Source organism: Blastococcus sp. TF02A-26 (assembly GCF_003319125.1).
Classification (GTDB): domain Bacteria; phylum Actinomycetota; class Actinomycetes; order Mycobacteriales; family Geodermatophilaceae; genus Trujillonella.
Genome location: NZ_QOHG01000015.1, coordinates 38,740 through 63,538, shown reverse-complemented (window position 1 = coordinate 63,538; position 24,799 = coordinate 38,740). Strand labels below are relative to the sequence as shown.

At 76.6% G+C, this 24,799-nt stretch carries 27 protein-coding genes and 3 pseudogenes; 20 read left to right on the top strand and 10 right to left on the bottom strand.

Annotation, left to right across the window (positions count from 1 at the left end):
* Positions 1-22 precede the first annotated feature (22 nt).
* The gene (locus DQ240_RS16660) at positions 23-1,510 is read left to right on the top strand and encodes an HNH endonuclease signature motif containing protein (protein WP_113840738.1); all 1,488 of its coding nucleotides are present in this window, start codon (positions 23-25) and stop codon (positions 1,508-1,510) included.
* A 13-nt stretch (positions 1,511-1,523) separates the two neighbouring features.
* Here the strand turns inward: DQ240_RS16660 and DQ240_RS23335 are convergent, their stop codons facing one another.
* The 4 genes from DQ240_RS23335 to DQ240_RS16645 form a co-directional block, all read right to left on the bottom strand.
* Entirely contained in the window at positions 1,524-1,685 is a 162-nt protein-coding gene (locus DQ240_RS23335; RefSeq protein WP_158548750.1) for a hypothetical protein, read from the bottom strand.
* A 13-nt stretch (positions 1,686-1,698) separates the two neighbouring features.
* Positions 1,699-3,333 (bottom strand): protein kinase, encoded by a 1,635-nt coding sequence (locus DQ240_RS16655; RefSeq protein ID WP_113840737.1) that lies wholly within the window; start codon positions 3,331-3,333, stop codon positions 1,699-1,701.
* Positions 3,334-3,398: 65 nt separating this feature from the next.
* Positions 3,399-5,204, bottom strand: coding sequence for a TrkA family potassium uptake protein (locus tag DQ240_RS16650; RefSeq protein ID WP_233498778.1), 1,806 nt, complete (start codon positions 5,202-5,204; stop codon positions 3,399-3,401).
* Between the two features lie 11 nt (positions 5,205-5,215).
* A complete protein-coding gene (locus DQ240_RS16645; protein WP_113840736.1) occupies positions 5,216-5,602 on the bottom strand; it encodes a DUF6394 family protein in 387 nt (128 codons plus the stop codon).
* A 113-nt stretch (positions 5,603-5,715) separates the two neighbouring features.
* Between DQ240_RS16645 and DQ240_RS16640 the strand changes: the two genes are divergently transcribed.
* The 4 genes from DQ240_RS16640 (at position 5,716) to DQ240_RS16625 (ending at position 9,521) form a co-directional block, all read left to right on the top strand.
* Entirely contained in the window at positions 5,716-6,507 is a 792-nt protein-coding gene (locus DQ240_RS16640; RefSeq protein WP_199589356.1) for a class I SAM-dependent methyltransferase, read from the top strand.
* A gap of 76 nt (positions 6,508-6,583) precedes the next feature.
* Positions 6,584-7,270 carry a maleylpyruvate isomerase family mycothiol-dependent enzyme gene (locus DQ240_RS16635; RefSeq protein ID WP_158548748.1) on the top strand — a complete coding sequence of 229 codons (687 nt, stop codon included), beginning with the start codon at positions 6,584-6,586 and terminating at the stop codon, positions 7,268-7,270.
* Positions 7,267-8,244 (top strand): GlxA family transcriptional regulator, encoded by a 978-nt coding sequence (locus DQ240_RS16630; RefSeq protein WP_233498777.1) that lies wholly within the window; start codon positions 7,267-7,269, stop codon positions 8,242-8,244. Before DQ240_RS16635 ends, DQ240_RS16630 begins: the two co-directional genes overlap by 4 nt.
* A complete protein-coding gene (locus DQ240_RS16625; protein WP_113840734.1) occupies positions 8,241-9,521 on the top strand; it encodes a CoA transferase in 1,281 nt (426 codons plus the stop codon). Before DQ240_RS16630 ends, DQ240_RS16625 begins: the two co-directional genes overlap by 4 nt.
* On the opposite strand, the gene DQ240_RS16620 is transcribed toward DQ240_RS16625, so the two are convergent.
* The gene (locus DQ240_RS16620) at positions 9,514-10,641 is read right to left on the bottom strand and encodes a glycerate kinase (protein ID WP_113840799.1); all 1,128 of its coding nucleotides are present in this window, start codon (positions 10,639-10,641) and stop codon (positions 9,514-9,516) included. The genes DQ240_RS16625 and DQ240_RS16620 overlap by 8 nt on opposite strands.
* A gap of 41 nt (positions 10,642-10,682) precedes the next feature.
* Between DQ240_RS16620 and DQ240_RS16615 the strand changes: the two genes are divergently transcribed.
* Positions 10,683-11,480 (top strand): SDR family NAD(P)-dependent oxidoreductase, encoded by a 798-nt coding sequence (locus tag DQ240_RS16615; protein WP_113840733.1) that lies wholly within the window; start codon positions 10,683-10,685, stop codon positions 11,478-11,480.
* Here the strand turns inward: DQ240_RS16615 and DQ240_RS16610 are convergent.
* Entirely contained in the window at positions 11,467-11,895 is a 429-nt protein-coding gene (locus DQ240_RS16610; protein ID WP_113840732.1) for a dienelactone hydrolase, read from the bottom strand. The two genes, DQ240_RS16615 and DQ240_RS16610, sit on opposite strands and share 14 nt — an antisense overlap.
* Positions 11,896-11,969: 74 nt before the next feature.
* Between DQ240_RS16610 and DQ240_RS16605 the strand changes: the two genes are divergently transcribed.
* A complete protein-coding gene (locus tag DQ240_RS16605; RefSeq protein WP_113840731.1) occupies positions 11,970-12,998 on the top strand; it encodes an LLM class flavin-dependent oxidoreductase in 1,029 nt (342 codons plus the stop codon).
* Positions 12,999-13,179: 181 nt separating this feature from the next.
* On the opposite strand, the gene DQ240_RS16600 is transcribed toward DQ240_RS16605, so the two are convergent.
* Entirely contained in the window at positions 13,180-13,734 is a 555-nt protein-coding gene (locus DQ240_RS16600; protein ID WP_113840730.1) for a hypothetical protein, read from the bottom strand.
* 43 nt (positions 13,735-13,777) lie between these two features.
* On the opposite strand from DQ240_RS16600, the gene DQ240_RS16595 reads away from it, so the two are divergent.
* The 3 genes from DQ240_RS16595 (at position 13,778) to DQ240_RS16585 (ending at position 15,561) form a co-directional block, all read left to right on the top strand.
* On the top strand, positions 13,778-14,599 hold the full coding sequence (locus DQ240_RS16595) for a helix-turn-helix domain-containing protein (protein ID WP_113840729.1): 822 nt from the start codon (positions 13,778-13,780) through the stop codon (positions 14,597-14,599).
* 96 nt (positions 14,600-14,695) lie between these two features.
* On the top strand, positions 14,696-15,112 hold the full coding sequence (locus tag DQ240_RS16590) for a nuclear transport factor 2 family protein (protein WP_113840728.1): 417 nt from the start codon (positions 14,696-14,698) through the stop codon (positions 15,110-15,112).
* Positions 15,109-15,561 (top strand): SRPBCC family protein, encoded by a 453-nt coding sequence (locus DQ240_RS16585; RefSeq protein ID WP_113840727.1) that lies wholly within the window; start codon positions 15,109-15,111, stop codon positions 15,559-15,561. The genes DQ240_RS16590 and DQ240_RS16585 overlap by 4 nt, the downstream gene beginning before the upstream one ends.
* A gap of 150 nt (positions 15,562-15,711) precedes the next feature.
* Here the strand turns inward: DQ240_RS16585 and DQ240_RS16580 are convergent, their stop codons facing one another.
* Positions 15,712-16,152, bottom strand: coding sequence for an NAD(P)H-dependent oxidoreductase (locus DQ240_RS16580; protein ID WP_113840726.1), 441 nt, complete (start codon positions 16,150-16,152; stop codon positions 15,712-15,714).
* A gap of 72 nt (positions 16,153-16,224) precedes the next feature.
* Here DQ240_RS16580 and DQ240_RS16575 point away from each other — a divergent pair, with 72 nt between their 5' ends.
* The gene (locus DQ240_RS16575; protein WP_113840725.1) at positions 16,225-17,427 is read left to right on the top strand and encodes an NAD(P)/FAD-dependent oxidoreductase; all 1,203 of its coding nucleotides are present in this window, start codon (positions 16,225-16,227) and stop codon (positions 17,425-17,427) included.
* Positions 17,424-18,314 (top strand): RNA polymerase sigma factor SigJ, encoded by an 891-nt coding sequence (gene sigJ / locus DQ240_RS16570; RefSeq protein WP_199589355.1) that lies wholly within the window; start codon positions 17,424-17,426, stop codon positions 18,312-18,314. The genes DQ240_RS16575 and sigJ overlap by 4 nt, the downstream gene beginning before the upstream one ends.
* Here the strand turns inward: sigJ and DQ240_RS16565 are convergent.
* Complete coding sequence (locus DQ240_RS16565; protein WP_113840724.1) at positions 18,311-19,222, bottom strand: LysR family transcriptional regulator; 912 nt, start codon at positions 19,220-19,222, stop codon at positions 18,311-18,313. The two genes, sigJ and DQ240_RS16565, sit on opposite strands and share 4 nt — an antisense overlap.
* A gap of 71 nt (positions 19,223-19,293) precedes the next feature.
* On the opposite strand from DQ240_RS16565, the gene DQ240_RS16560 reads away from it, so the two are divergent.
* Together DQ240_RS16560 and DQ240_RS16555 are read left to right on the top strand one after the other, a co-directional pair.
* Positions 19,294-20,235, top strand: coding sequence for an EamA family transporter (locus DQ240_RS16560; protein ID WP_113840723.1), 942 nt, complete (start codon positions 19,294-19,296; stop codon positions 20,233-20,235).
* The gene (locus DQ240_RS16555; protein ID WP_199589354.1) at positions 20,232-21,386 is read left to right on the top strand and encodes a PLP-dependent aminotransferase family protein; all 1,155 of its coding nucleotides are present in this window, start codon (positions 20,232-20,234) and stop codon (positions 21,384-21,386) included. The genes DQ240_RS16560 and DQ240_RS16555 overlap by 4 nt, the downstream gene beginning before the upstream one ends.
* Here DQ240_RS16555 and mug read toward each other — a convergent pair.
* Positions 21,383-21,886 (bottom strand): G/U mismatch-specific DNA glycosylase, encoded by a 504-nt coding sequence (mug, locus tag DQ240_RS16550; RefSeq protein WP_113840722.1) that lies wholly within the window; start codon positions 21,884-21,886, stop codon positions 21,383-21,385. The genes DQ240_RS16555 and mug overlap by 4 nt on opposite strands.
* 35 nt (positions 21,887-21,921) lie before the next feature.
* Here mug and DQ240_RS16545 point away from each other — a divergent pair, with 35 nt between their 5' ends.
* The 6 genes and pseudogenes from DQ240_RS16545 to DQ240_RS16535 all read left to right on the top strand — a co-directional run bounded on the left by DQ240_RS16545 (position 21,922) and on the right by DQ240_RS16535 (position 24,798).
* Positions 21,922-22,374 carry a MaoC family dehydratase gene (locus DQ240_RS16545; protein WP_113840721.1) on the top strand — a complete coding sequence of 151 codons (453 nt, stop codon included), beginning with the start codon at positions 21,922-21,924 and terminating at the stop codon, positions 22,372-22,374.
* Positions 22,375-22,490: 116 nt separating this feature from the next.
* A pseudogene (locus DQ240_RS23685) lies at positions 22,491-22,694 on the top strand (cold-shock protein); the annotation flags it as partial.
* Positions 22,695-22,817: 123 nt separating this feature from the next.
* Positions 22,818-22,994 (top strand): annotated as a pseudogene (locus DQ240_RS23680) (cold-shock protein); the annotation flags it as partial.
* 99 nt (positions 22,995-23,093) lie between these two features.
* Positions 23,094-23,288: pseudogene (locus tag DQ240_RS24065) on the top strand (cold-shock protein); the annotation flags it as partial.
* 123 nt (positions 23,289-23,411) lie between these two features.
* Positions 23,412-23,603, top strand: a complete 192-nt coding sequence (locus DQ240_RS24060) for a cold-shock protein (protein WP_231502777.1) — start codon at positions 23,412-23,414, stop codon at positions 23,601-23,603.
* Between the two features lie 7 nt (positions 23,604-23,610).
* A complete protein-coding gene (locus DQ240_RS16535; protein WP_113840719.1) occupies positions 23,611-24,798 on the top strand; it encodes a cytochrome P450 in 1,188 nt (395 codons plus the stop codon).
* Position 24,799: the final 1 nt, after the last annotated feature.

Here is a 24,799-nt window from a genome sequence, read left to right as displayed (position 1 = left end):
ACCCCGGGCCTAGCGTGCGGTCATGGAGATCGGGACCGCGCCGCCGCCGCGGGTGTCCGGTGTGCCGGTTCCGGTGCTGCCGGGCGAGGTCGTGTCGGCGGCGTTGGCGGACCTGGATCTGGCGGCCGAGATCTGGTCGACCGACGCGCACATGGCCCGGGAGCACGCGATGCAGGCGGCGGTGATCGCCGAGCTGGCCCGCCGCCGCGCGGTGTCGCGGGATGCGGACCCTGGTGCCGGCGGCGGGCCGGGACCGGACACGCGGGCGGTGCGGCCGGTGGCCCTGGCCGACGTGTCGGATGACTTCGTGACCGAGCTGGCCGTGATCCGCGGCTGCTCGGACGGCGAGGCGTCGAAGCTGGCGGCCGAGGCGCTGCTGCTGACCGGGAAGCTGGCGGCGACCTGGTCGGAGCTGTGGGCCGGGCGGATCACCATCCGCAAGGCACGGATCCTGCTCGACCTGCTCGGTGATGCCTCCGACGCGGTGGCGGCGTACGTGCAGGAGCGCGTGCTGCCCGCCGCCGAGACCTGCGACCCGTCCCGCCTGGCCGACCGCGCCCGCTACCACCTGTACCGGGCCGACGCCGCCGCGCGCGACCGCCGCCGCCGTGAAGCCGAACGCAGGGCCGACATCCACGTCGAGCGGACCGCCGACGGGCTGGGCCGGCTGGTCATCGACGACCCCCTGCCGTTGGTGCACGCCGCCCGCGATGCACTCGGCCAGCACGCCCGCTGGCTGCGCGCCGACGGCGACGAGCGACCGATCGGTGTGCTGCGGTCGGCGACGGCGTTCGACCTGATCCTGCGCCCCTGGGACACCTCCCGGCCGCCGGTCACCGCGCAGCTGGTCATCCACGCCGCCATCGGCACCCTGCGCGGCGACGCCGGCGCCCCGCCCGCGGAGCTGGACGGGCAGGTGATCACGGCCGCCCAGTGCCGTCAGGTCCTCGCCGAGCTCGACCTGCTCGACCTGGCGGACCCACCGGCGGGCGGATCGGTGCTGATCTCCCTGGACGACCCGGCCACGGCCCGGACGGTCGCCGTGGCCACCCGCGCCGAGCTGGCTCGCGCGGCCGGGACCGGCCGCCGCGTCCGCCGCCGCGGAGCCGATCGCGGCCTCACCGACGGGCCCGGGCTCCGCCCGCCACCGCCCACCACGGCCTACCGGCCCACCGCCGCCCAGCGCCGCCTCGTGACCACCCGGGACCGGACCTGCCGCATGCCCGGCTGCCGACGGCGTACCGGCTCCTGCGACATCGACCACGTCACCGCACACGCCGACGGCGGACCCACCACCTGCACCAACCTCTGCTGCCTGTGCCGGCGTCACCACCGCATCAAGACCTTCGCCCGGGGCTGGGCCTTCACCCTGCTGCCCGACGGCCGACTCGTCGTCCGCACCCCCTCCGGGGTCACCCGCACCACCCGGCCGCCGGGCTGGGCGCACGACCCCGAACCCGACCCACCCTGGCTCGACGAGACCGCCCCACCCGACCCCCAGCAGCAGTGAGCGGGCGGGCCGGTCAGCGCAGGTGCTCGCCCTCGGCCAGTGCCTCCTCGACCGACGTCGTCGCGATCGCCGTCCCGCCGTCGCCGGGACCGTGCGCCCCCTCGCGGGTGGGGAGGTCGAGGGCGGAGCCGCCGTCCTCCGCGTCGGACGTCTGGCCGGGGTCGTTCCCGCTCATCTGCTCCTCCTCGTCACACCGCCGCCGAAGCGGGCGCCGGATCCGTGGTCGTCGCGCTCGTCGTCGGGCCGGGGTCGACCGGAGCCGGCTCGCTCGGCGTCCCGGGAACCGGGGTGCTCGGCTCGGCCGGGGTGGTGGGCTCCGTCGGCGTGGTCGGCTCCGTGGGCGTGGTCGGCTCGGTCGGGGCGGTGGTCCCCGGGTCCGAGGGGACGGGCTCCGTCGACGTCGGCGGCAGGGAGGTCTCCACCGGAGGAGCGCTGTCCGATGGCGCCGGGACGTCGTCGGTCACCGCCGCGGTCGGCTGCTCCTCGACGACCGGAGGAGCCGGCTCCTCCTCGACGGCGACCGGCGGGAGCTCCTCGGCCGTCTCCGGAGCGGGGGTCTCGACGGGCGGGACGGCCACGGTCACCCGGACCTCGTCGCCCTCCTCCAGCCGGGTACCCGCCGGGCTCACGGCCAGCACCGTGTCCGGGGCTCGATCGCTCACCTGGTCGACGCGCAGCACCTCGAGGCCCAGTTCGGTCAGGTCGGCCGACACCACGTCGAAGGGCCGGCCCACGTGGTCGTCGGCGGCCAGCACGATGGCGGTGTCCGCCGCGGCGCTCGGGCCCGGGTCCGCGCCGTCCGCCCCGCCGTAGCTGACGGCGAGCACCGCGAACGCGCCGATCGCCACGAACAGCACGACGAGCGGGAGCAGCACCGCCATCGGCCGCCGCCGGGCCGGAGGCGCGGCCACGGGCGCCCGGACGGCGCCGGACGGCCTCCGGACGCCGACCGGCCGGGTGTCGGAGATGCGCGGCCCGCCCGGCGTCGGCGCCATCGTCTCCTCGACGGCGGAGAGGAACGCGGCACCGTCGGGGATCCGCTCCCCCGGGTCCTTGGCCAGCGCCGAGTCGATCAGCTCCCGCACCTCGCCGGGCAGGTCGGCCGGCAGCGGCTGCGGGTCCTCCACGACGTGCTTCAGCGCCACCGTGACGGGGTTCGTCCCCTCGAACGCCGCGTGACCGGTCAGGGACTCGTAGCCCACCAGGCCGAGCGCGTACACGTCGCTGGCCGGGGTCGCCGGCTCGCCCTTGGCCTGCTCCGGCGACATGTACTGCGCGGTGCCCACGACCTGGCCGGTGCCGGTCAGCGGCACGCTGTCGGCCGACCGCGCGATCCCGAAGTCGGTGAGCTTCACCGCGCCGTCGGGGCGGACCAGGATGTTCGCCGGCTTCACGTCCCGGTGCACGAGCCCCCGGCGGTGCGCCTCCGCCAGACCGGCGGCGGTCTGCTGCAGCACGCTCAGCGCGTCCCCCGGCTCCATCGGGCCGTCCACCGCGAGCCGGGTCGACAGCGGCGCGCCCTCCACCAGCTCCATGACCAGGTAGGCCAGGTGCTCCCCGGCCTCGTCCTGCGACGCCTCGCCGTAGTCCAGCACCGCCGCGATGTTCGGGTGGCTCAGCGCCGCGGCGTGCCGCGCCTCGCCGCGGAAGCGCGCCACGAAGGTCGGATCGTCGGCGTACTCGCTGCGCAGCACCTTCACGGCGACGGTCCGCTTCAGGACGACGTCCCGACCGCGCCACACCTCGCCCATGCCCCCGGTGGCGATGCGTTCCAGCAGCTCGTACCGGCCCCCCAGGAGCCGCCGTTCCCCCTCGACGCTCACCTCTCTGGAGTCCCCCGAACGGGTGACCCTCACACCCGGATCCGAGGACCGCTCCGAGCCCGGGGTCAGCCGGAGGTCGTCGGCACCCGGCCGCTGAGCTTGCGCCAGAGCCACCCGGAGGCGACCCGCTGGCCGCTGACCAGGTACTCCGGGACCGCGTCGTCCATCAGCGTCGCCTCCAGCGCCCGCCGCTCCGCCGGCCGGCCCGCGAGCAGCAACTCGTCCCCTGGCCCCAGCACGACGTCGTCCGCCGGGGCGAGCAGGTGCTCCTCCCCCTGCTTGAGCACCAGCGGGACGACCGCCAGCCGTCGCTCGCGGTCCACCGGGCTGCGCAGGAGGTCGCCCAGGCGCAACCGGCCACTGCTCAGCCACCCGCCCAGGGACGGCGCCTCGGTCTCGTCCAGGCGCACCTTCCACAGCGGGTCGAGGTGGTGGCCGCACTGCTCCACGAGCCGGGCGGTGACCTCCGCGGCCCACGCGTCGTCCCGCTCGAGCAGCCCGCGCAGGAACCGCCAGAGCAGCGGCGTCGACAGCTGGGCGTAGGCCTCGTGCGCGACGACCGCGGTGGGCACCAGGAGGGCGTCGACGTCCATCGCGGCGAACAGCGGGTCGCTGGCCGGGCTGTTCTGCCGGGCCGCCACGAACACCCCGGGCGCCACCCGCCGGGCCTCGGCGACCAGCGACATGTTGGTGATGTCGTCGTCGGTCCCGGCCACGAACCCGACCGCGCCGACCAGCCCCGCGGCCACGAGGACGTCGGGGTCGGAGGCGTCGCCCGTGACCGTCGGCGACTCCTCGCCGTCGAGGGGCTCCGGGTCGATCGTCGCCACCTCCAGGCCCTCGGCGCGCAGGTCCCCGCTGAAGTGCCGGCCGAAAGCGCCGTACCCGGCGACCACCCAGCGTCCGGGCGCCGGCGCCTCGCGCCGTTCGGGCAGCGCCGCTCCCGGCCCGCTCTCCAGCCAGGTCGTCAGCTGGTAGGACGACGGGGCGCGCAGGGCCAGCCGCAGCCGGTCGCCGAACCGGTCGAACGGGTTGATCACCGTGGGCGACCCGAACGCGGACATCCGCTCGGCCACCACCGCCGACGTCGTCCGCGCCACCACGGGCAGCTCGGGCCGCAGCAGCGCCGCGCTCATCGCGACCGCGAGGTTGGCCTGGTCGTCGTTGGTCAGCGCGACGACCCCCTCGCACCACGGGTGGTCCAGGCCCGCGATGACCAGGGCGTGCAGGTCGCGGGCGTCACCGACCAGCCCCGGGACGTCGGCGTGCGAGGTGTTCAGCTCCAGGACGTCGATGCGTGACTCGTCCAGGTCGATCACGGTGAACCGGCGGCCCAGCGCGTCGAACGCCTCGCCGAGCATCTCCCCGGTCTGCCCGTAGCCGGCCATCAGCAGGAAGGGCTCGCGCAGCCGGGCGACCTTGCGGGTGACGTGCCCGCGGGTCAGCGCCCGCCGGAACGCCCGGTCCTGCAGCAGGGTCAGCACGGCACCGATGGCGTAGGCCCACCCGACCACGGTCAGGTAGATCGCGCCGGTGACCCACATCCGCTGCGCGTAGGTGAACGCGTTCGGCAGCTCGCCGAAACCGATCGTGGTGGCGGTGTAGCTCATGAAGTAGAAGGCGTCGAAGACGCTCATCCGCGCCGGGTTCCCCTCGGCGTCCTGCCCGGGGACCAGGCTCAGCCCGAGCACGCTGATCGCGAAGACCAGGATCAGCGTGATCAGCGGCGCCCGCAGCCGCCGCAGGACGACGAACACCGCCCCCGACTCCGCCGCCCGCGGCACCACCCGCTGGCGGCCCCGCATCCGCCGCGGGGGCGGCGTCCTCGAGCCGGCGAACTGCCGCCAGAAGGCCCGGAGCACCCCGCCCACGCCGGCCGCCGTCAGCGTCTCTGGAAGGACACGGTCTCCACGACCAGGAGCACCAGGGACACGACGTTGGCCAGCAGGGCGCCGCCGGAGAGGGACACCACGCTGGAGGTCGCCTCCGCGTCGAGGCCCGCGCTGCTGACGTGCTCGGCGTACACGTAGACGACCGTCGCCGCGATCAGCTGCAGGTCGGCGACCAGGCTCGTCGCCAGGTGCACGGCACCGATCTGCGTGCGGTCGCCGAACTTGAGCACCGTGGCGATGAGGTTGACGACCACCGCGGCGTACAGCTCCCACGGGTTGTGGACGGCCGGGTCGTCGATGTCGCCGATGAAGAAGCCGAAGTTCAGCGTGGCGGCGAGCAGCACGAAGAAGCCGAAGACGACCTTCTCGAGGTTCATCCGCTCGCGCCTCCCTCCTGACCCGGACCGCGGCGACCGTAACGCCACCGCGCCGACGCCGCCGGTCGGACGTCCCTTCCGCCCGGGCACGCGCCAGGCCACGCTGTCGGGGCATGGACACCGACGCAGTCTGGGTCGAGGACATGCCGGCCAGCTACGACCGGCTGCTCGGCCCCGCGCTCTTCGCCCCGTTCGGCCGTGAGCTCGCCGACCGAGCCGTCGCGCTCCGGCCGGCCCGGGTCCTGGAGGTCGCGGCCGGCACCGGGATCGTCACCCGCGCCCTCTGCACCGCCCTCCCGGAGGCGCGGCTGCTGGCCACCGACCTCAACCCGGCCATGGCCGCCCGGGGGGCCGCCGGGGTCCCGGAGGCGCGCTGGGCCGTCGCCGACGCCCTCGCGCTGCCGGTCGCCGACGGGCGCGCTGACCTGGTCGTCTGCTCGTTCGGCGCGATGTTCTTCCCCGACCGGCCGGCGGCCTTCGCCGAGACCGGGCGCGTGCTGGCACCCGGCGGCACGGCGCTGTTCACGATCTGGGACGTCGTCGACCGGTCCACGCTCCCGGCGGCCCTGCACCGGGCCGTGGCCGCCGTCGTGCCCGACGACCCGCCGGACTTCGTCGCGCGGGTGCCGCACGGCTACGCCGATCCCGAGCGGATCGCCGGCGACCTCGCCGCCGGCGGTCTCGACGCCCGGCTGGAGACCGTCCGGCTCGCGGGCGAGACGCCCTCGGTCGCGGCGCTCGCGGAGGGCTTCGTCCGCGGCACGCCGCTGCGCGCGGCGCTCGGCCGCCACGGGGAGCTGCCCGACATGGTGCGAGCCGTCGCCGGGCGGATGACCGCCGAGCTGGGCGAGGGCGCCGTCCGCGGGGAGCTCACCGCCCACGTCGTCACCGCGCGGGCCGCCTGAGCCGCTGGCAGGAATTCGACGCATCCCGGCAGACCAGCCACTGGGCGGCACCCGTGCGGCTCGGCATGCTGCCTGCGTGCAGACAGTCCTGGACCACCGCAGCGCCCTGGCCGCCGAGCAGGACGCCTTCGCCGCGCTCGCCGCCGACGCCCCCGCGGACCTGCCCGTGCCGGCCTGCGGCAGCTGGACGGCGGAGGTGCTGGTCCGCCACCTGGCCGCGGTCCACCGGTGGGCGGCGCTGGCCATCCGGACCGACGCCGACGCCGACCTCCCCGACATGCGCCCGCCGTGGCGGGCCACCACGGCCGCGGACTACGGCACCGCCGCCGGCGAGCTCCGCACGGCCCTCGCCGATCCGGCCCGGCCCTGCGTCACCCTCGACGGCCCCGGCACCGCGGCCTGGTGGGCGCGGCGGCAGGTGCACGAGACGCTCGTCCACCGGCTCGACCTCACCGCGGCGCTCGGGGTGCCGGCACCCGTCGACCCGGCGGTGGCCGCCGACTGCGTCGCCGAGGTGGTCGACACGATGCAGCCCCGCCAGGTCCGGCTCGGCCGGATGGCGCCGCCGACCGGCGGCCTGCGGCTCACCGCCCCGTCGGGCAGCTGGTCGCTGGGGCCCGCCCCGGTCGCCGAGGTCGCCGGCGCGGAGGTCGACCTCGCGCTGCTGCTGTGGCGCCGGATGCCCCTGGACGACGAGCGCCTCGCGGTGACCGGCGACCGTGCCGCCGCGGCGGCCCTGCTGGCCGAGCCGGTGGTCCCGTGAGGACGGCGTACCCGCTGCGCTCGGTGGCCGTCGTCGCGCTGCCCGGGGTGTCGCCGTTCGAGCTGGCCGTGCTCTGCGAGGTCTTCGGCATCGACCGCACGGGTGACGGCCTGCCCGGCTACGACTTCGCCGTCGTCGGCGAGCGCCCCGGCCGGGTGCCGATGAAGACGGGGCTCGCCGTCGACGTCCCGCACGGCCTGGACCGGGCCGCGGAGGCCGACGTCGTCGCCGTCGGGGCCCGGCCGGTGGACCAGCCCACGCCCGAGGCGGTGCTGCGCCTGCTGCGGGAGACCGTCGAGCGCGGCGCCCGCGTCCTGTCGATCTGCACCGCCGCCTTCGTGCTCGGCGAGGCGGGCCTGCTCGACGGCCGTCCCTGCACGACGCACTGGATGTACGCCGCCGAGCTGGCCGCGCGCTACCCGCGGGCCCGGGTCGATCCCGACGTCCTCTACGTCGACGACGGCGCCGTGGTGACCAGCGCGGGCACCGCCGCCGGCATCGACGCCTGCCTGCACCTGGTCCGCTCGGCGCACGGGGCCGCCGTGGCGGCGCGGATCGCGCGGCGGATGGTCGTGCCGCCGCACCGCGACGGCGGGCAGGCCCAGTACGTCGCCACCCCGCTCCCGCGCGCCGCGGACGACGGCATCGCGGCCCTGCAGGAGTGGGCACTGGCCCACCTCGACGAGGAACTCTCGGTCGAGCGGCTGGCCCGCCGCGCGCTGGTCTCGCCGCGCACCCTGGCCCGGCGCTTCACCGAGTCCTGCGGCGCGACCCCCGGCGCGTGGGTGGCCCGGATGCGGCTCCAGCGCGCCCAGGAGCTGCTGGAGACCACGAGCATGTCGGTCGACGCGATCGCGGCCGAGGTCGGCTGGGGCACCGCGGCCGTGCTGCGGCACCACTTCGGCAAGCTCGGGACGACCCCGCTGGCCTACCGCCGCACCTTCGCCGGGCCGCCGGTGCGGGAGTCGGCATGAGGGACCTCCTCGCCGCGGCCTGGACGGCGCTCGGCGGCGGGCCGGTGCCCGCGGTGACGGTCCGGGGCAGCACCGGTCTGGCCGGGCCCCTGGCGGCGGAGGAGGCGGCGCTGGCGGCGGTGGCCGCGCAGCTGATCGCCGCCCGCGAGCTGGCCGGGGTCCCCGGCCCGGTCGAGCTCGACGCCCGGCACGTGGGGCTGGCCGTGCGCAGCGAGCGCTTCGTGCGCCGCGGCGACCGGCCGGTCGGGCCGGGGTTCGCGCCGATGTCCCGGTTCTGGCGCACCGCCGACGGCTGGGTGCGGCTGCACGCCAACTACCCGCACCACCGGGCCGCCGTCCTCGCCGTGCTCGGCGAGCGGGACCCGGACGCCGTCGCCGCCGGCATGGCCGCCGTCGAGCTGGAGGAGGCGGTGGTCGCCGCCGGCGGTGCCGCGGCCGCCGTCCGTACCGAGGCCGAGTGGACGGCGTCGCCGCCGGGCCGGGCGCTGGCCGGGCGCCCGCTGCTCTCCCTGGCCCGGGTCGGCGAGGCACCCGCTCGCGACGTCCGGCGGCCGCGGGTGCTGGCGCTGACCCGGGTGATCGCGGGGCCCGTGGCGGCCCGCACCCTGGCTGCGCACGGCGCCGACGTCCTCCGGCTCGAGAGCCCCCGGCTGCCCGAGGACCCCGGCACGCTCGCCGACACCGGCTCCGGCCAGCGGACGGCCGTGGTCGACCTCGCCGCCCGGCACGGCCGGGCGACCGCCGAGGAGCTGCTGGCCGGAGCGGACGTCGTCCTCCTCGGGTACCGGCCCGGCGCCCTGGAGGCCCTCGGGCTGGACCCGGCCGAGCTGGCGCGGGGGTATCCGCACCTGGTGGTGGTGCGGCTGTCGGCCTGGGGCACCGGCGGGCCGTGGGGACGGCGGCGCGGCTTCGACTCGCTCGTGCAGGCGGCCACCGGCATCGCGGCGGCGTGCGGCTCCCCCGACGCCCCGGGGGTCCTCCCGGCGCAGGTCCTCGACCACGCCACCGGGCACCTCGCGGCCGCCGCCGCGCTGCGGGCGCTGGCCCGTCGCCGCGACATGGGCGGCGTGTGGCACGCCGAGCTGGCCCTGGCGCGGACGGCGTCCTGGTTGCTGGCGGCCGGCCGGTGTCCCGGGCGCGGCGGTGACGAGCCCGATCCGGCGCCGTACCTGGTCGAGCTGCCCGCGGACGGCGGCCCGCTCACGGTCGTCGGACCGCCCGGCTGCCCGCCGTGGCGGCACGGCGCCGTGGGGTCCGAGCCGGCCTGGCTCAGCTGAGGCGGTCGGCTGCGATCCGCTCGCCGACGACCTCCAGCAGGTCCGCCGCGCGCCGCATGCTCGCCACCGGGTCCGGCTCGAGGTCGCGCAGCTCGTACACCGCGGCCAGCCCGGCCGCTGCGGGGTCGGCGAGGTCCGAGCGGCCGGCGACCGCGACCACCTCGGCGCCCGCGGCACGGGCGTCCGCGGCGACCCCGATCGGGCCCTTGCCGCGCAGGCTCTGCGCGTCGAGCCGGCCCTCCCCGACCACCACCAGGTCGGCGCCCCGGACCGCGTCCGCGAAGCCGGTCATCTCCAGCAGGTACCCGATGCCCTGCACGATCCGCGCGTCCAGCAGCGCCGCGGCGGCGAACCCGAGGCCGCCCGCCGCGCCGGCGCCGGGCACGTCCCGCAGGTCGCGCCCCGTGGCCGCCGCGACGGCGTCGGCCCACCGGGTCAGGGCACGGTCGAGGAGCGCCACGGTCTCCGGGCCCGCGCCCTTCTGCGGCCCGTAGACCGCGGCGGCCCCGGCCGGTCCGGTGAGCGGGTTGTCCACGTCGCAGGCCACGAGCAGCTCGGTGTCGTGCAGCCTCGGGTCGAGGCCCCCGAGGTCGAGCCGGTCGAGGTCCAGCAGCGCCGCGCCGCCAGGGGCGACCGCCGCTCCGCCGGCGTCCAGCAGCCGGGCCCCCAGCGCCGCCACTGCGCCCGCGCCGCCGTCGGTCGTCGCGCTGCCGCCGACGCCGAGCACGATCCGGCGCGCACCGGCGTCGAGCGCGGTGGCCAGCAGCGCCCCGACGCCGGCCGTCGAGGCGGCGCGGGCGGTGCCGTCGTCCGGGGGGCCGGGGAGCAGGCCGAGCCCCGCGGCCGTCGCCATCTCCACGACCGCGGTGTCCCCGCGGAGGGCGAACCGCGCCTCGACCGTCGTCCCCAGCGGTCCGGCCACCCGGGCGTCGACCGGCGCGAAGCCGTGCCGCAGGACCAGGTCCACGGTGCCCTCGCCGCCGTCGGCGATCGCGTGCTCGACGACCTCGGCGCCCGGCGCGCCGCGGCGCAGCCCCCGGGCGAGCGCCGCCGCGGCCGCGGCCGAGCCGAGCGATCCCTTGAACGAGTCCGGCGCGACGACCACCCGCGGCAGCGACATGCCCACAGCCTGCCCTGCCGCCCGACGGGCAGGATGACCGCGTGGACCTGGGACTGCGCGGACGGCGGGCGATCGTGACCGGAGCGAGCCGCGGCATCGGGCTGGCGGTGGCCGAGGCGCTGGCCGCGGAGGGCGCGTCGGTCGCCCTGGTGGCGCGCGAGGCGGCGGGCCTGGCGGCGGCCGCCGACCGGGTCGCCGTCCACGGGGGCCCGGTACTGCCGCTGTCGGCCGACACCACCGACGACGACGCCGTCCGGGCGATGGTCGACCGCGTGGTCACCGAGTGGGGCGGGGTCGACGTCCTCGTCAACTGCGCGGCCCGGCCCGCCTCCGCGAGGCCGACCGCGCCGCTGGCGGAGCTGACCGACGACGCCGTCCGCGTCGAGCTGGAGACCAAGGTGCTCGGCTACCTGCGCTGCGCGCGGGCGGTGGTGCCGCACATGACCGCGGCCGGGTGGGGCCGGATCGTGAACGTCAGCGGCCTCAACGCGCGGCGCACCGGCTCGCTGGTCGGCTCGGTCCGCAACGTGGCCGTGGCCGCGATGACGGCGAACCTCGCCGACGAGCTCGGCCCGGCCGGGATCACCGTCACCTGCGTGCACCCGGGGACGACGGTCACCGAGCGCACCGCCTCGGTCGTCGCGGACCGGGCGGCACGCGAGGGCGTCGACGAGGCGGAGGCCGCCCGGCGGATGGCCGCCGGCACCAGCATCGGCCGGCTGGTCACCGCCACCGAGGTGGCCGACGTCGTGGCCTTCCTCGCCTCACCGCGCAGCGCCGGCATCACCGGCGAGTCCATCGCCGTCGGCGGCGGCAGCCGCGGCGTCATCCACTACTAGCCGACCCGGGGTAGAGGAACAGCTCGGCGTCGTCGGCGGCGGCGACCAGCGCCCGGGCGGCGTCGAGGTCGCCGTCCCCGAACGCGTCCGGGGGCACGCAGCCGGAGTACCGCAGCGCGCCCCGGGCGCCGGGCCGGGCGGCCGCCAGCGCCTGGGCCGGCAGCACGCCGAGCGAGAAGCCGGCGTGGACGCAGGCCGTCGGGAGCTCCTCGACCGCTCGCCGCCCCCGCTCGACGAGCGTGTCGAACCCGATCTCCGCGGCGTGCGCGGCGCCGGCCGCCAGGTCGGCGAACTGCCGGCCCGCGAACAGGTCCGGCGTGTGCACGCTGTGGCCTGCGCCCCGGACGGTCTCGGCGAACCCGAGCAGGCCGGGCGTGCGGCCGTGCACGGAGTGGAAGACGACGACCTCGGCCACGCGGCACCCCCTCGCTGTCGTCTCCAGCATGCCGGTCCGGTTGAATCCTCACCTACCCGATCGAGGAGATGCCGATGCCGTCGCCGGGCACGCCGCTGCGGAAGCTGGGCTTCCTGACCATCGGGTCGTTCGACCCCGCCGACCCCGCCGCCGGGCACGAGACGACGCTGCGCGTGGTCGAGCTCGGCGAGCAGCTGGGCCTCGACAGCGCCTGGTTCCGGCACCGCCACCTGCAGTACGGCATCTCCTCACCGGTCGCGGTCATGGCGGCGGCCACCCAGCGGACCCGCCGGATCGAGCTGGGCACCGCGGTGACGCCGCTGGGCTGGGAGAACCCGCTGCGCCTGGCCGAGGACTGGGCGACGGTCGACGTCCTCTCCGGCGGGCGGCTCAACCCCGGCGTGAGCGTCGGCCCGCCCATGCACTGGGACGACGTCAAGGCCGCGCTCTACCCGGACACCGCCGACGTCGAGGACCTCTCCTACGAGCGGGTGCTCCGACTGCTGCGGTTCGTCGCCGGGGAGCCGGCCAGCAGCTTCTCCGGCAAGGAGGGTGTGGTCGAGGAGTTCTCCGACCGGGTGCAGCCGCACTCGCCCGGGCTGCGGGCCCGCATGTGGTACGGCGGCGCGGGGCTGCGCTCGGCGGTCTGGGCGGGCGAGAACGGGATGAACCTGCTGACCAGCAGCGTGGTGCGGTCGGAGGACGTCGAGGGCGTCGACCCCGCCGACTTCGCGGGCCTCCAGGCGGCGCACCTCCGGGCCTTCCGCGCCGCGCACCCGGCGGGGCGGGCCTCGCAGGGCCTCGTCGTGATCCCGACCGACAGCGCGACGGCGGAGCAGCGGGCGCGCTACGAGGCCTACGTCGAGGCCCGCACGCCCCGGACGACCGCCCCGCAGGGCCCGGGCCGGATGCTGTTCGCCCGCGACCTCATCGGGCCGGCGGAGTCGGTCGCCGAGCAGCTCTACGCCCACGCCGGCTTCCGCGAGGTGGACGAGGTGGTGTTCGCGCTGCCGTTCAGCTTCGCCGACGCCGACTACGTGCAGATCCTCACCGACATCGCGCAGCGGCTCGGTCCCGCGCTCGGCTGGCACCCGGCCGCCTGACCCGCGGGCCGGGCGTCACCCGATCGGGCAGCGGACCGGGCCGACGCGGCTGCAGCGGTACGTCCACCACCTCGACCACGTCGCCGGCGAGGCGTCCCCCGAGCCGGGCCAGGACCGCGAGGAGGCGCGCCTCGAGCTGACCATCACCGTGCGGTCGGACGACCTGCGCTGGGTGGGACCCCTACGACGTGCGCCGGTCCCCGGCGGTCCGAGCTCGCTCGCGCCGCTTCCGCCGCTCGTTGTCCAGCCCGAGCACCAGGCCGACCGCCAGCCGGCCGGCCGCGGACACGGCCCAGCCCCACAGGGGCGACCGGCGCGGCAGCAGGACGAGACCGGGCACCAGGGCCGTGGCGGCCGGCACCGCGGCGACGACGTAGGTCTCGGCGTCCACGCGCAACCGCGTCCAGCGGGACCGGCTCCGTGGCTCGCGCCGCACCGGACCGGGGTCCGGGTCGCGGTCGGGTCGGTTCGCCATCTCCAGCGCTGCGGCGACGGCGAGCAACGCCGTGACGGGCGGCCCCACGGAGACCCCGCGCCGACCCAGCGCCGTGCGAGCGACCGGGACGAGCCACTCGGCGGGCGTGGTGAGGGAGAAGACGACGACCACGACGAGCGCGCGGCCGAGCAGCTCCTGGACACGTGGCGGCGCCTCCCGCATGCGCTCCGCGAAGGTGGCCACCCGGGCAGAGTGCCCGATCCGGCTGAGCACCGCGCGGATCTCCGTCGACGCGGTCACCCGGACGGCGGATCATGCCCCCCGACGCGACGGGAGGACGACGATGACGGCACCACCGGAGGCACTCGTCCTCCGCCCGGGTCTCGCGGTCCGCTCCGTGGCCGGGCCGATGGCGGAAAGCGTCGTCCCACCCGACGCCGAGCACCGCGTCTACGTCAACGTCGGCCGGCCCTACCGGCTGGTCGAGACCCTCGGCGACGCCGAGCACCACACGCCCGGTCTCCCCGGGGACGTCGCCGTCGTCCCCGCCGGCATGCCGTTCGCCGTCCGCAGCCGCGACGGCGGCCTGCAGCCGGTGTCCTCGCTGGTGGTCGCCGTCGCCCCGGACCTGGTGGAGGAGGTCACCGCCGGCCGGCGCATCGAGCTGCTGCCGGCCGTCGGCGCCCGCTCCCCCACGGTCTCCCCGCTCGGCGGACTGCTGCACGCCGGCCTCGCCGACCGCAGCGACCTGGGCCGGCTCGCGCTCGAGGCACTGGCGACCGCCCTGGTCTCGGCGCTGGCGCGGGACCACACCTCCGCGTCGCCCACCATCCGGCCGCCGGCCGCTCTGTCCCGCGGTCAGCTGGCCCGCGTCACCCGACACGTCGAGGACCACCTCGACCTCCCGATGACCGTGGCCGAGCTCGCCGCGCTGGCGCACGTGAGCGAGTTCCACTTCAGCCGCCTGTTCCGCGCGGCCACCGGCGCCAGCCCGCACCAGTACGTGCTCGGCCGCCGGGTGGCCCGCGCCCGTGAGCTGTTGACCGGGACCGACCTGCCGGTGTCGGCGGTCGCCGCCCGCTGCGGCTTCGCCGACGCCAGCCACCTGACCCGCCACGTCCGCCGTGCGCTCGGCGCGACCCCCGCCGCCCTCCGCGGACGCTGACCGCAGGGACGTCCTCCCCGACCGCAGGAACGTCCACGCGGGCGCACCGCCGCCCGCGCGAGCCTGGTCTCCCCGATCCGACGAGGAGGAGCAGCGATGGAGCAGGCGCAGCAGGACCTGGCGGTGGTGCGGGAGGTGTACGACGCGTTCGCGCGCGCCGACGTGCCCCGGATCATGGCGCTGTTCGACGCGACCGGGACGGTCGTCCAGTCCCCGGTGCTGCCGTGGGGCGGCATCCACACGGGCCACGAGGGGTTGGGCACCTTCCTCGGCACGCTGACCAGCCACCTGGACTCGCACCCGGTGACCGAGCGGCTGTTCGCCGACGCCGCCGGCCACGTGGTCCAGGTCGGCCGCACCCGCGGCGTGGTGCGCGCGACCGGAGCACCGTTCGACCTCCCCGAGGTGCACGTCTTCACGCTCGCCGACGGCCGGGTCACCCGGTTCGAGGCCTATCTGGACACGGCCGCGCTGCTGACGGCCCTGGCGGCGCCGGCCGGGGTGGCACGGTGAGCGCGATCGAGCTGACCGCGGCCGTGGAGGTCGACCGGCCCGCCGACGAGGTGTGGCGGCTCGTCGCCGACTACGCCCGCGACCCCGAGTGGCGGACCGGCGTCGTGACCATGGCGCCCAGCACCGCGGGGCCGGTCGTCGAGGGCACCACCACCGCCGAGGAGCTGCACATGGCGGGCCGGACGTGGCGAAACACCGGGGTCGTCACCTCGGTGGAGCCCGGCCGCCGGTTCTCCTGGCGGACGACGAGCGGGGTGGAGGCCTCCGGCAGCCGCGACGTCGTCCCGCTGAGCGGCGGACGGAGCCGGCTCGAGCTCCGGTTGCGGGTGTCCCCCACGGGCGCCCAGCGACTGCTCCGGCCACTGCTCACGCGCATGCTGCGCCGCGGCCTCGCCGCCGACGCGGATCGCCTGCGGCAGGTCTCCGAGCGCGAGCCGGTCAGGGGCTGATGCGCGCGGGCGGATCGGGTGACCGGGTCGGCGTCGGACTTCGGGGAGTCGCCCGGCACCACCGGCAGGGCCTCCAGGCGGGGGGTCGGCGAGGACCCTCGGGCTCTGCCCACGATGGTGGGCAGAGCCCGAGCGGCCGGGGAGCCACGGTCAGAGGCTGACCGCGACCGTCGCCGCGAGCTCCCGGACCGCCTCGAGGTCGGCCGGTCCGGGAGCCCCGGTCAGGCTCAGCGGAGCGGCGACCTGTTTCCAGCGCAGGGCCCCGGTCACCGTGGCGATGCTCTTCAGCGCACCGGCGGTGTCGTCGTTGCCGTGCACGTACACGCCGAACGGCAGGCCCACGGTCGCGTCGAGGCACGGGTAGTAGACGGTGTCGAAGAAGTGCTTGAGCGCTCCCGACATGTAGCCGATGTTGGCCGGCGTCCCGAGCAGGACGCCGTCCGCCGCGAGCAGGTCGGCCGCGCCGGCGGACAGCGCCGGGCGCACGGTCGGCTCGACCTCCTCCACCATCGCGACGCCCTCCCGGACCGCCTCCAGCACGGCCTGGAGCGCCGGTGACGGGGTGTGGTGGACGACGAGGAGGCGCGGCACGCGACCATCCTCCTCACACATCGCCCGCCTGCTCCGTCAGGGAGACGAGAGGCCCTGAGGAGGAGGAACCCCATGACCGCACCGCACGCCCCCGACGTCCACCGCGTCGTCGTCGTCGGCGCCGGCTACGCCGGCCTGATCGCCACCAACCGCCTGCTCGGCTCGCTCACGGCCGACGAGCGCCCGCGCGTCTCCGTCACCGTGGTGAACGCCCGGCCCGACCTCGTCGAGCGGGTGCGGCTGCACCAGCTGGCGGCCGGCTCGCGCGCGAGCGTCACGCGCCCCCTGGCCGAGCTGCTGCACCCCGACGCCGTCCTGGTGGTCGGCAGCGCCGAGCGCATCGATCCCGCCGCCGGCATCGTGCGCGTCGCCACGGCCGCCGGCGTCCGCGAACTGGCGGCCGACACCGTCGTGTACGCGGTCGGCAGCACCGCCGCGATCCCGTTCCCCGGCGCGCGCGAGCACGGGTTCGCCCTGGCCGACCTGGAGGGCGCCCGCGCCGCCGCCGAGGCGATCGCCGCGACCGGCGATGGCGTCCGGGTGACCGTCGTCGGCGGCGGGTTCACCGGCGTCGAGGCCGCCGCCGAGGTCGCCGAGCAGCACCCCGACGCGCGGGTGACCCTGCTCTGCGCCGGGCCGCTCGTCCCGGCCTTGCGGCCCGCGGCCCGCCGGTCGCTGCTCCGCTCGCTGCGCCGCCTGCGCGTCGACGTCCGCGAGCAGACCCCGGTCGCGGCGCTGGAGGAGGGCAAGGCGGTGCTCGCCGACGGCTCGGTCGAGGCCTTCGACGTCTGCCTGCTGGCCACCTCGTTCGCCGTCCCCCCGCTGGCGCGCGACAGCGGGCTGCCCGTCGACGAGGCCGGCCGGCTGCGCGTCGACGCGTCCCTCACCTGCACCGGCGACCTCCGCGTGATCGGCGCCGGGGACGCCGTCGTGGTGGACGACCCCGCCGGGGCGCACCTGCGGATGAGCTGCGCGGCCGCGCTGCCGCTCGGTGCGACCGCCGCCGCCACGGTGCTCGCCCGGCTGCGCGGCCGGGCCGCGGCGCCGGTGTCGATCGGCTTCGCCGCGCAGTGCCTGAGCCTCGGCCGCCGCCGGGCCTACCTGCAGGTCGTGCGGGCCGACGACCGCCCGCGGCGGCTGCACCTCGGGGGCCGCCCCGCCGCCCTCGTCAAGGAGCAGATCCTCCGGCTGGTGGTCAGCGGGCCCGCGGCCGAGCGGACGCGACCCGGCGCCTACCGGTGGCCGCGCGGACCGCGCACCGGGACGGCGGCGTGACCGCCGCGCCGGAGGTCACCGCCGCCGACCAGGACCGGCTCCGGGGCATCGCCTACCGGATGCTCGGCTCCACGCACGACGCGGAGGACGTCGTCGCCGAGGCCGTGCTGCGCTGGCACCGGCTCCCGGAGGCCGAGCGCGCGGCGGTCCGCGAGCCCCTCGCCTGGCTGACGACGGTGGTCAGCCGGCTCTGCCTGGACCAGTTGCGCTCGGCCCGGGCCCGCCGGGAGCAGACCGCCGGTGTCTGGCTGCCCGAGCCCCGGCTGTCCGATCCCCTGGCACCCGCCGGCCCGCCCGACCCGGCCGACGTCGTCACCCTCGACGACACGGTCAGCTTCGCCTTCCTCGTCGCGCTGGAGCGGCTGTCCCCGGCGGAGCGGGTCAGCTTCCTGCTGCACGACGTCTTCGGCGTGTCCTTCGCCGAGATCGCCGAGGTCGTCGGCCGGACGCCGGCGGCCTGCCGCCAGCTGGCGACGTCGGCCCGGCGGCACGTGCGGGAGGAGCGGCGCTACGACGTGGCGGACGCCGAGCGGGACCGGGTGGTCCGCGCCTTCCTCGACGCCTGCCGCGGCGGCGACCTCGACCGCCTGGTGGGTCTGCTCGACCCGGACGTCACCTCCGTCGCCGACGGCGGCGTGCACGTGCGGGTCGCCCGCCGGCCGGTGGTCGGTGCCGCGACCGTGGCCCGCTACCTGCTCGGCGTCATGACCACCCAGCGCCGGCTCCTCGGCGTCGACCCGGAGGCCACCGTCGAGCCGGTGAACGGGCGCAGCGGCATCGTCATCCGCCTCGGCGACACGGTGCTGAGCACGATCGACCTCGCCGTCCGGGACGGGCTGGTGACGCGGCTCTACCTGCAGGTCGACCCGGAGAAGCTGGCGCCCTAGGCCGGCGACCCGAACCGGCCGGCCTCGGCGACGAGCTCGTCGAGCACCCGCCGCACCACCACGCGCTCGGCGACGTCGGCCCGCAGCAGCGCCTCCACCCGCCGGCCGGCCCGCACTCCCCGCACCGGGAGCAGTCGCACCCCGGGATGCGTGCCGCCGGTGTGGCGGGGCAGCAGCGAGACGCCGTGGCCGGCCGCGACCAGTGCCTCCACCACGGAGAAGTCGTTGATCCGCTGGGTGATCCGCGGCGGGGACCCCGAGGCCGCGGCGACGGCGTCCAGCACCGCGGCGACCGGGAACCCCTGGCGGACGGCGATCCACTCCTCGCCGACCAGGTCCTCCGGCCGGACGGCGTCCCGGTCGGCCAGCTGGTGGTCGGCGGCGACCGCGAGGTCCAGCGGCTCGCGCAGCAGCGGGACGACGCGCAGCCGTGATCCCTCCCCCGGCCACCCCGCGCCGCCGTCGGGCCGGTGGGCGACGACCACGTCCACCCGGTCGGTCAGCCCGGCGAACTCGGACTGGGCGACGTCCTCGTCCGAGCACTCCAGGGTGATGCCGCCGAGCGCGGCGACCCGCGTGAGCAGGCCCGGGAGCAGCAGCTGCGCGCCGCTCTGGAACGCAGACACCGACACGGTGCCCTCCGGCCGGTCGAGGAACACCGCGCACGCCGCCCGCGCCCGCTCCACCGCCACCGCGACGTCGACCGCCGCATCGGCCAGCGCCTCCCCCGCGGCGGTCAGCCGCAGCCCGCGGCCGATCCGCTCGGTGAGCGGCACCCCGGCGTCGCGGCTCAGCGCGGCCAGCTGCTGCGACACCGCCGAGGGCGTCAGGTGCAGCACGGTCGCCGCGGCGCTGACCCCGCCCTGGGTGCGCACCGCACGCAGCGTCTCGAGCGCCCGGAGATCCATGAAGCGACGCTACAACGACATGTCACCTCAATTCGCTGGTGCTGCACGGACAGGGCTCGCACGCTCGACCCGTGCCGATCCGCGACCGTCTCCTCGCGCTGCTCGTGGCCGTCGTCTGGGGGCTGAACTTCCCGGCGATCCACCTGTCGCTGGAGCACTTCCCGCCCTTCTTCCTCGTCGCCCTACGGTTCGCCGTCATCGCCGTCCCGACCGTGCTGCTCGTGCCCCGTCCCGAGGTGCCGCTGCGCTGGCTGATCGGCTACGGCGTCGGCTTCGGCGTGCTGCAGTTCGTCTTCCTCTACGCCGCCATGGACGTCGGCATGCCGACCGGCCTCGCCTCGCTCGTGCTGCAGTCCTCGGCGCCGTTCACCGTCGTCCTCGCCGGGCTCCTGCTGCACGAGCGGCTGAGCGCCCGCCGGCTCGCCGGCATCGCCGTCGCGGTGGCCGGCCTGGGCGGCATCGCCGTCCACCGCGCAGGGCTGGACGGCGGGGCGACGCTGCTGCCGGTCCTCCTCACGCTCTGCGGCGGCCTCGGCTGGGCGCTGGGCAACCTGTGCAACCGGCAGGCCCGCCCGGCCCGGCCGTTCCGGCTGATGCTCTGGATGACGACCGTCCCGCCGCTGCCGATGCTCGCGGTCGCGCTGCTCGTCGAGGGTCCGGGCCGTGTCGGGGACTCGCTGACCGGGCTGGGTTCCCGCGAGGGCCTGCTCGCCCTCGCCGGCCTGGCGTTCACCGTCGTCGTCGCCACCATCGGCGGCTCCGGCATCTGGACGGCGCTGATGAGCCGGCACCCCTCGGGCGTGGTCGCGCCCTTCTCGATGCTGGTGCCGGTGGTCGGGACGAGCTCGGCGTGGCTGCTGTTCGGCGAGGCGACCCCGCCGATCGAGCTGGCCTGCGGCGTGCTCGTCGTCGCCGGGGTGCTGGTCGGCTCGCAGCCCCCGAGGCCCGCCGCCCCGCCTCCCCGGAACCCGGAGGACGCGCCCGCCGCGCGCACGGCAGGATCACCGGTGTGACGCACTCGCCGACCGACTCCGACACCGGCCAGACGCAGCGCCCGACGCCGCCCGCGGCGATCTCCTTCGCGCGGGGCGCCCCCTCCACCGACATCGTGGACGTCGAGGGCCTCAAGCAGGCCGCCGTCGCCGCCTTCGACAACGACCCCGCGGGCGTCACCGGCTACGGCACGGCGATCGGCTACGTGCCGCTGCGCCGCTGGATCGCCCAGAAGCACCAGGTGCCCGAGGACCACGTGCTGGTCACCAACGGCTCGATGCAGGCCGATGCGTTCCTCTTCGACGAGTACGTGAAGCCGGGCACCGCCGTGATCACCGAGCGGCCCACCTACGACCGCACCCTGCTCGGCCTGCGCCAGCGGGGCGGCGAGGTGCACCTGGTGACGCTGCAGGAGGACGGCATCGACGTCGACGAGGTCGAGGCCCTCCTGGCCGGCGGCCTGCGCCCGGCGCTCGCGCACGTCATCCCGAACTTCCAGAACCCGGCCGGGTACACGCTGTCGCTGGCCAAGCGGGAGCGGCTGCTGGCCCTGGCCCACGAGTACGACTTCCTGCTGTTCGAGGACGACCCGTACGTCGACGTCCGCTTCACCGGCGAGCCGCTGCCGCGGATGCTCGAGCTCGACGGCGGCGCCGACAGCCGGCGGGTCGTCTACGCCTGCTCGTTCTCCAAGACCGTCTGCCCGGGCATCCGCGTCGGGTACCTGGTCGGCCCGCCCGAGGTCATCGACCGCATCCGCGTGCGGGCGACCAACACCTACATCGCGCCGAACATGGTCGCCCAGGGCACCGTCTACCAGTACGTGACCGGCGACCGGTTCCCCGCGGCGCTGGAGCGCGTGAAGACGGCGCTGGCCGAGCGGGTCGGCGTCCTCGACGAGGCGCTGCGCCGGCACCTGCCGCAGGCGACGTTCCGCCGTCCCGAGGGCGGCTACTTCCTGTGGGTCAGCCTGCCGGAGGACGAGGGCCACGACGTCGCGGCGATCGTGCGCGAGGCCACGGCCCGCGGGGTGACGATCGTGCCGGGCACGGACTTCCTCCTCGAGGGCGGCGAGAACGCCTTCCGGCTCGCCTACTCGGGCGTGACCGCCGACGTGGTCGACGAGGGCGTGCGCCGGCTCGCCGAGGCGATCGCCGCCGCGAGGGGCTAGCCCCGCAGAGCCGCGTACCAGCGGGCGAGGTCGGGCAGCTGGTGGTGGGCGTTGAGCCCGCTCGGGTTCGGCACCACCCAGGTGTCGGCCCCGCCGAGCGGCTGGGGCTGGCGGCCGAGCGACGCCCTCGGGCGGCCGGTCGCCAGCCGCCAGGCGGTGACACCGAGGACGGCGAGGACCCGCGGCCGGTACTCGCCCACCAGGTCGGCGAGCGCACCCAGCCCCGCCCGCAGCTCCTCGGTCGACAGCTCGGCCGCGGTGCGAGTCGGGCGGTCCACGATGTTGGTCGACCCCAGCCCGTAGCGGAGCAGCTCGCCGTCCTCGTCCGGGCTGAGCCGGCGCGGGGTCAGCCCCGCGAGGTGGATCGCCGGCCAGAACCGGTTCCCGGGCCGGGCGAAGTGGTGACCCACCTCGGCCGAGCGCAGCGACGGGTTGATCCCGCAGAACAGCACGTCGAGGCCCGGTGCCACCACGTCGGGCAGCGGCTTGTGGTGCGGCACGGCCCGAGTCTGCCCGGCGGGCTAGCGTCGGCCGGGTGAGCGAGCGCTGGTTCGAGGACTACCCGGTCGGGACGACGGGCGAGTACGGCCCTCTCACGGTCGCCGAGGACGACGTCGTCGACTTCGGTCGACGGTTCGACCCGCAGCCCTTCCACGTCGACGCCGAGGCCGCGGCGGCGAGCCCGTTCGGCGGCCTGATCGCCAGCGGCTGGCACACCTGCGCGCTGATGATGCGCCTGCTCGCCACCGAGTACCTGTCGCCGGTCTCCAGCCTGGGCTCGCCCGGGGTGGACGAGCTGCGCTGGCTGGCGCCGGTGCGCCCCGGCGACGAGCTGACGCTGCGCACCACCGTCACCGAGGCCCGTGTCTCCCGCAGCAAGCCCAACCGGGGGCTGCTGCGCACCCGCATCCAGCTGGTCGACGGCGCCGGGACGGTGGTGCTGTCCATGGTCGCGATGAACCTCGTCCGGACCCGCCCGACCGGCTGAGGACGGGCCCGCCGTCGACGGGGTTGCACCGACCTGGCACCGTCGTTCCCGGGTGCACCCGGCCGCGGGCCGGGGTAGGACACCCGTGAGGTCAGTCGGAGAGCAGGAGCGCAGGGATGCCGCAGGGCACGGTCACGTGGTTCAACGCCGAGAAGGGCTTCGGGTTCATCGCGCCCGAGGACGGTGGGGACGACGTGTTCGTCCACTTCTCGGCCATCGAGGCGTCGGGCGGCTTCCGCAGCCTCGACGAGGGCGAGCGGGTGGAGTACGAGGCCAGCCAGGGCCAGCGCGGCCCGCAGGCCGACCGGGTCCGCTCGCTCGGCGGCGGGGGCGGTGGCGGCGGCCGCCAGGAGCGCGGCGGCGAGCGCCGTGACCGCAACGACCGCGGCGGGCGCGACGAGCGTGGTCCCGGCCGGAGCGCCGGCGGCCGGTCGCAGGGCACCGTGGCCCGGTTCAACGCCGAGAAGGGCTTCGGGTTCATCGAGCCCGACGACGGCGGCGACGACGTCTTCGTGCACTACTCGGCGATCGACGAGGCCGGCTACCGCGAGCTGCAGGAGGGCCAGCGCGTCGAGTTCGACGCCGTCCGGGGCCAGCGCGGCATGCAGGCCGAGGGCGTGCGCGTCGTCGGCGGCGGAGGTGGCGGGTCCCGCGGCGGACGCCCCGAGCGGGGCGGCCAGCAGGGCGGCGGCCGCGGCGGCTACGGCGGGGGCGGCCGGGTGCAGGGCACCGTGGCGCGCTTCGACGCCGACAAGGGCTTCGGCTTCATCGCCCCCGACGACGGCGGCGACGACGTCTTCGTGCACTTCTCCGCCATCGACTCCGGCGGCTTCCGCTCCCTCGAGGAGGGCCAGCGGGTCGAGTACGAGCCGGTCCGCGGCCAGCGAGGCATGCAGGCCGACGCCGTCCAGGTGGTCGGCGGCGGGGGCGGCGGCCGGGGCGGGCGTCCCGAGCGGGGCGGCCCCGCACGCGGCGGTCGCGACGAGCGGCCCGCGCGGCGCAGCGGCGGCGGGGGCGGCAACCGCGGCCAGGGCACGGTGAACTGGTTCAACGCCGAGAAGGGCTTCGGGTTCATCACCCCCGACGACGGCGGCGACGACGTGTTCGTGCACTTCTCCGCGATCCCCGACCGCGGCGGCTACCGCGAGCTGCAGGAGGGCCAGCGCGTCGAGTTCGAGGCCAGTCGCGGCCAGCGGGGGATGCAGGCCGACTCGGTCGACCCGCTCTGAGCCCGCGATGACCACGGAGCAGGCGACGGGCTGCCCGGTCCACGGCGGGCGTGACGACCGCAAGTCCGCGTCCCTGGCCGCGGCCAACGTCCGGCCGCAGCCGGGGGCGACGGTCGTCCGCTCGTTCGAGCAGGCCCGCGCGGTGCTGCGCAGCTCCGCGATGCGCCAGGCCGGTGCGGGCTTCGACGAGGCCCGCAACGACCTCACGCAGAGCTCGGTGTTCTTCCTCGAGGGCGAGACGCACCGCCGCCGGCGCACCGCGATCGCCCGCTACTTCACGCCGAAGGTGATCGCGACCCGGCACCGCGCCGTCATGGAGCGGACCGCCGACGAGCTCATGGCGGAGCTGCGGGCGGCCGGGGGCGGGGCGCTGGACGCGGTGAGCTTCCGGATGACCGTGGCCGTCGCGGCCGAGATCGTCGGCCTGACCGACAGCGACCAGCAGGGCATGGCGAAGCGGATCAAGCGGAGCCTGCTCGGTACCCGGCTGGGCGAGTACACCGGCCTGCGGCGGACCCTCGTGCAGGGCGTCGTCGCGGCGCACGCGGTGAACTTCCTCGTCCGCGACGTCCTGCCCGCCGTCCGTGCCCGGCGCACGGAGCGCCGCGAGGACGTCATCTCGCACCTGCTGGACGAGGAGTACTCGATCCAGCAGATCCTCGTGGAGTGCATGACCTACGCCGTGGCCGGCATGGTCACCACCCGCGAGTTCATCGTGATGGCGGCGTGGCACCTGTTCGACGACGACGCGCTGCGCGCCCGGTTCGTCGCCGGGGACGAGGCGGACCAGCTGGCGGTCCTCGAGGAGATCCTCCGCATCGAGCCGGTCGCCGCGATGCTGCACCGCAAGGCCACCGAGGACGTCGAGCTCCCCCTCGGCGCGGCGTCGAAGGGCGAGGTGCTGGCGCTGAGCATCCGCGACGCCAACGTCGACGAGGCCACCGTCGGCGACTGCCCCTTCGCCCTCGACCCCGACCGCGCGGAGCGGGTCCGGATGGTGGGCGCCTACATGAGCTTCGGCGACGGCAGCCACCGCTGCCCGGGGGCTCAGGTGGCCATGCACGAGAGCCGGGTCTTCCTCGACCGGCTCTTCGCGCTGCCCGGCCTCCGCCTGGTCCAGCCGCCGACGATGACCTGGAACGACGGCATCGAGAGCTACGAGCTGCGCGAGGCCCTCGTGAGCTGCGACCCCTGAG

What these genes read in the sequence shown, in the direction of transcription:
- DQ240_RS16575 (WP_113840725.1), top strand. Translation starts at nt 16,225, where the DNA reads ATGACCGCACCGCACGCCCCCGACGTCCACCGCGTCGTCGTCGTCGGC.
- DQ240_RS16565 (WP_113840724.1), bottom strand. Translation starts at nt 19,222, where the DNA reads ATGGATCTCCGGGCGCTCGAGACGCTGCGTGCGGTGCGCACCCAGGGC.
- DQ240_RS16590 (WP_113840728.1), top strand. Translation starts at nt 14,696, where the DNA reads ATGGAGCAGGCGCAGCAGGACCTGGCGGTGGTGCGGGAGGTGTACGAC.
- DQ240_RS16640 (WP_199589356.1), top strand. Translation starts at nt 5,716, where the DNA reads ATGGACACCGACGCAGTCTGGGTCGAGGACATGCCGGCCAGCTACGAC.
- DQ240_RS16660 (WP_113840738.1), top strand. Translation starts at nt 23, where the DNA reads ATGGAGATCGGGACCGCGCCGCCGCCGCGGGTGTCCGGTGTGCCGGTT.
- DQ240_RS16625 (WP_113840734.1), top strand. Translation starts at nt 8,241, where the DNA reads ATGAGGGACCTCCTCGCCGCGGCCTGGACGGCGCTCGGCGGCGGGCCG.
- DQ240_RS16595 (WP_113840729.1), top strand. Translation starts at nt 13,778, where the DNA reads ATGACGGCACCACCGGAGGCACTCGTCCTCCGCCCGGGTCTCGCGGTC.
- DQ240_RS16620 (WP_113840799.1), bottom strand. Translation starts at nt 10,641, where the DNA reads ATGTCGCTGCCGCGGGTGGTCGTCGCGCCGGACTCGTTCAAGGGATCG.
- DQ240_RS16535 (WP_113840719.1), top strand. Translation starts at nt 23,611, where the DNA reads ATGACCACGGAGCAGGCGACGGGCTGCCCGGTCCACGGCGGGCGTGAC.
- DQ240_RS16605 (WP_113840731.1), top strand. Translation starts at nt 11,970, where the DNA reads ATGCCGTCGCCGGGCACGCCGCTGCGGAAGCTGGGCTTCCTGACCATC.
- DQ240_RS23335 (WP_158548750.1), bottom strand. Translation starts at nt 1,685, where the DNA reads ATGAGCGGGAACGACCCCGGCCAGACGTCCGACGCGGAGGACGGCGGC.
- DQ240_RS16645 (WP_113840736.1), bottom strand. Translation starts at nt 5,602, where the DNA reads ATGAACCTCGAGAAGGTCGTCTTCGGCTTCTTCGTGCTGCTCGCCGCC.